Here is a 4,717-nt window from a genome sequence, read left to right on the forward strand (position 1 = left end):
TCGGCCGGCTCGGCGCGAGCCTGGGCGACGCCGACCGGGCCCGGGTGGCGGAGCAGCTGCGGCTGCTCGCCGCGGGCTGGGCGGGCGAAACCGCCGCCCCGAGCCTCGACACCGCCAGCGACGAGGAGATGTTCGACCTCCTCGGCAAAGAGTTCGGCATCTCCTGATCCGGCGCCCGCTACTGCATGGAGTGAACGACGATGGACAACGAGGAAAAGCTCCGCTACTTCCTCAAGCGGGTCACGGCCGATCTTCAGGACACCCGCCGGCGGCTCCAGGAAGCGCAGACCCCCGAGCCGATCGCGATCGTCGGCCTCGGCTGCCGGTTCCCCGGCGGCGTCCGGACCCCGGCGCAGCTGTGGGACCTGGTCCACGATGGACGGGACGCGATCTCCGGGTTCCCCGAGGACCGCGGCTGGGAACTGGGTTCGCTGTACGACCCGGACCCCGAGGCTCCCGGGACGTCGTACGTGCGGGAGGGCGGTTTCCTCGACGGCGTCGCGGATTTCGACGCGGGCTTCTTCGGCATCTCGCCGCGTGAGGCACTGGCGATGGACCCGCAGCAGCGGCTTCTCCTGGAGACGTCGTGGGAGGCCTTCGAGCACGCGGGTATCCGGCCGCCGTCGCTGAAGGGCAGCCGGACCGGTGTCTTCGTCGGCTCCAACGGCCAGGACTACGGCACCCTCATGCTCAGCGCCGCCGAAGCCCTCGAAGGGCACCTCGCCACGAGCAACGCGGCGAGTGTCCTTTCCGGACGTGTCGCGTACGCGTTCGGGCTGGAGGGGCCGACGCTCACCGTCGACACGGCGTGCTCGTCGTCGCTGGTCGCGCTGCACCTGGCGGTGCAAGCGCTGCGGCAGGGGGAGTGCGACCTCGCGCTGGCCGGTGGCGTGACCGTGCTGCCGACCCCGGGCTCGTTCATCGCGTTCAGCCGGCTGCGCGGCCTGGCCGCCGACGGGCGGTGCAAGGCGTTCGCCGAAGCCGCCGATGGCACCTCGTGGGGCGAGGGCAGCGGCATGGTCGTGGTGGAACGGCTTTCGGACGCCCGCCGGAACGGTCACCCGGTGCTGGCGATCGTCCGCGGCTCGGCGATCAACTCCGATGGAGCGTCGAACGGCCTGACCGCCCCCAACGGACCGTCGCAGCAGCGAGTCATCCGGGCCGCGCTCGCCGACGCGGGACTGTCCACAGCGGACGTCGATGCGGTGGAGGCGCACGGCACCGGGACGACGCTCGGCGACCCGATCGAAGCCCAGGCACTGCTCGCGACCTACGGACAGGACCGCGAAACGCCGCTGTGGCTCGGTTCCGTGAAGTCCAACATCGGCCACACCCAAGCCGCCGCCGGGGTCGCCGGGGTCATCAAGATGGTCATGGCCCTGCGGCACGCCGTGCTCCCGCGGACCTTGCACGTCGACGAGCTGTCGTCCCGGGTGGACTGGTCCGCCGGTGCGGTGGAGGTGCTCACCGAGCGCCGCGAGTGGCCGTCGGACCGGCCGCGACGGGCCGCGATCTCGGCGTTCGGCATGAGCGGCACCAACGTGCACACGATCCTGGAGGAAGCCCCGGTCGAGGACGTTCGCGTCGCAGGCCCCGACGAGTCCGGGCAGGTCGTGCCCTGGGTGCTGTCGGCCCGGTCGGCCGAGGCGCTCCGCGGCCAAGCCGCCGCGCTCGCCGGCGTGAGCGGGCCGGTCGGAGACATCGGGCTTTCGCTGGCCACGACCCGATCCGCGTTCGACTATCGCACGGCGGTCGTCGGTGACCGCGACGGCCTGGCCGCCGGGCTCGCCGCGCTGGCCGAAGATCTCCCCTCGCCCGCCGTCGTCAAGGGGATGGCCACCGCGGGGAAGGTCGCGATGGTGTTTCCTGGCCAGGGTTCCCAGTGGGCCGGGATGGCCGTGGACCTCTTGGCCGAATCGCCGGTCTTCGCCGCCCGCATGGACGAGTGCGCGACGGCGCTGTCCTCCTTTGTGGACTGGTCGCTGACCGACGTCATCCGCGACTCCGTGATGCTGGAGCGCGTCGACGTCGTGCAACCCGCGCTCTTCGCCGTGATGGTGTCGCTGGCGGAACTCTGGCGCTCGTACGGCGTCGAGCCGGCCGCGGTCGTCGGGCATTCGCAGGGCGAGATCGCCGCCGCTGTCGTCTCCGGTGCACTGTCCCTTGAGGACGGTGCGCGTGTGGTCGCGTTGCGCAGCCAGGCGATCCTGGAGCTGGCCGGGCAGGGTGGCATGGTCTCGCTGGCCGAAAGCGCCGACGCGGTGGCGGCCCGGATCACGCCGTGGGGCGAGCGGCTGTCGATCGCCGCGATCAACGGCCCGGCCGCGGTGGTCGTCTCCGGGACGCCGGACGCGCTCGACGAACTGATGGCCGCTTGCGCCGCCGACGACGTCCGCGCGAAGCGGATCCCGGTGGACTACGCCTCGCATTCGCCGCAGGTGGAACGGATCCGCGACCGCCTCTTGGGGGTCCTGGCGCCCGTCCAGCCGGTGAAGGCGTCGACCGGGTTCTTCTCGACGGTCACCGGCGATTGGCTCGACGGTACCGAGCTGGACGCCGAGTACTGGTACACCAACCTCCGCCGTCCGGTCCGGCTCGACACCGCCGTGACGGCGTTGACCGGTCAGGGTTTTCGGACGTTCGTCGAGGCCTCGCCGCACCCCGTGCTGACCATGGCGATCGGGGACGCCGCGTTCGGGACCCTGCGCCGCGGGGAAGGCAGCCTCGCGCGGTTCCACACCTCGCTGGCCGAGGCCTGGGTGCACGGCGTCGAAGTCCGCTGGGACGACGCTTTCCCCGGCGCGCGGCGCACCGAACTGCCGACCTACGCCTTCCAGCACGAGCGGTACTGGCCGCGGCTGGTCGCCATCGGCGACGCGGGCGGCCTCGGGCTCACCCCCGCGGAGCACCCGCTGCTCGGCGCCGTGGTCGGGCTCGCGGACTCCGGCGGCGCCGTGCTGACCGGAAAGCTGTCACTGCACAACCTCCCATGGCTGGCCGACCACCGAGTCGGCGGCGAAGTCCTGTTGCCGGGCACGGCGTTCGTCGAACTCGCGATCCGCGCCGGTGATCAGGTCGGCCGCCGCACCCTCGACGAACTCACGCTCGAGACGCCGCTGGTGCTGCCGGCCGCGGGCGGGGTGCACGTCCAGGTTTCGGTGGCCGCCGACGGCGACCTCACCATCCACTCGCGACCGGACGAGTTCACCCCGTGGACCCGCCACGCCACCGGCTTCCTTTCGGAGGCGTCACTTTCACGTGAAAGTGACGCCTCGGAGTGGCCGCCGGCGGGGGCCGAGCGCGTCGAGCTGGACGGCTTCTACCCGGCCATGGCGGCGACCGGCGTCGACTACGGCCCGGCGTTCCGCGGCCTGCGCACGGTCTGGACCCGGGGGAGCGAGGTCTTCGCCGAAGTCGAGCTGCCCGAGGCCTTGCGCGCCGAAGCGGCCCGGTTCGGCCTGCACCCGGCACTGCTCGACGCGGCCCTGCACGCGGCCGGGTTCGGTGCACTGGCGGCGACCGCGGACGGGCCGAAGCTGCCGTTCGCCTGGAGCGGCGTCTCGCTGACCGCGTCCGGCGCGACCGTGCTGCGGGTGACGTTGACGCCGGTGTCCGGTGACGCGGTCGCACTGACCCTGGCCGACGAGACCGGCGCTCCGGTCGGCGAGGTCCGGTCGCTGACGCTGCGGACGCCCGCCAAGACCGAGTCCACTTCGGACGCGCTCTTCGAAGTCACCTGGCCCGAGCTGACCGGCACCGAGCTGACCAGCGAGTTCATCGTGTTCCGGGTTCCGGAAGGGACAGTGCGGGAGACGACCGCGGCGGTCCTCACGCGACTCCAGGAATCGCTGGCGGTCGAGGAACTCCTGGTCATCGCGACCACCGGCGCGGTCTCGGTCGGCGGCGAAGACGTGCCGAACCTCGCCGCGGCGGCCGTCACCGGCTTGGTGCGCTCCGCCCAGGCCGAGAACCCCGGCCGGTTCGTGCTGCTCGACGCCGACGAGGTTCCGGCGGAACTGCCGCTCGGAGAACCGCAGCTGGCGCTGCGCGACGGGAAGTGGCACGTCCCGCGGCTGACCCGAGCGTCCACTCCGGACACCACACCCGCGTGGGGCGACGACGCGGTCCTGATCACCGGCGCGTCCGGCCTGCTCGGCGGGTTGGTCGCCCGGCACCTGGTCGCCGGTCACGGCGTCCGGCGGCTGCTCCTGCTGTCCCGCAGCGCTCCCGCGCCCGAACTCCTCGCCGAGCTTTCCGGGCTCGGCGCCACCGCGACGGCGATCGCCTGCGACGTCGCGGATCGCGCGCAGCTGGCGGCGGTTCTGGCCGAGCACCCCGTTTCGGCGGTGGTGCACGCGGCCGGCGTCCTCGACGACGGCGTCGTCGAATCCCTCACGCCGGAGCGTCTGGACGCCGTGCTGCGGCCCAAGGCCGACGCGGCCCTCAACCTGCATGAACTCACCTCCGGGCTGTCGGCCTTCGTGCTGTTCTCGTCCTTCGCCGCCACCATGGGCGGCGCGGGCCAGGCCAACTACGCCGCCGCGAACGCCTACCTCGACGCGCTCGCCCAGCACCGCCGCGCCCACGGCCTGCCCGCGGTGGCGCTGGCCTGGGGACTCTGGGCCGAGGCCAGCTCGATGACCGGGCACCTCGCCGAGGGCGACCTGCACCGCATGGCCGGGGCGGGCATGACGCCGCTGACCAGCGAGCTCGGGCT

At 72.8% G+C, this 4,717-nt stretch carries 1 protein-coding gene; it reads left to right on the forward strand.

The window, feature by feature from the left end:
- Positions 1-200: 200 nt before the first annotated feature.
- Positions 201-4,717: type I polyketide synthase (locus tag G3I65_RS29465; RefSeq protein WP_160698989.1), on the forward strand; the 4,517-nt coding region annotated here is incomplete at its 3' end.

The sequence above is a fragment of the Amycolatopsis sp. SID8362 genome (assembly GCF_010550475.1).
GTDB classification, from domain to species: Bacteria; Actinomycetota; Actinomycetes; order Mycobacteriales; family Pseudonocardiaceae; genus Amycolatopsis; species Amycolatopsis eburnea.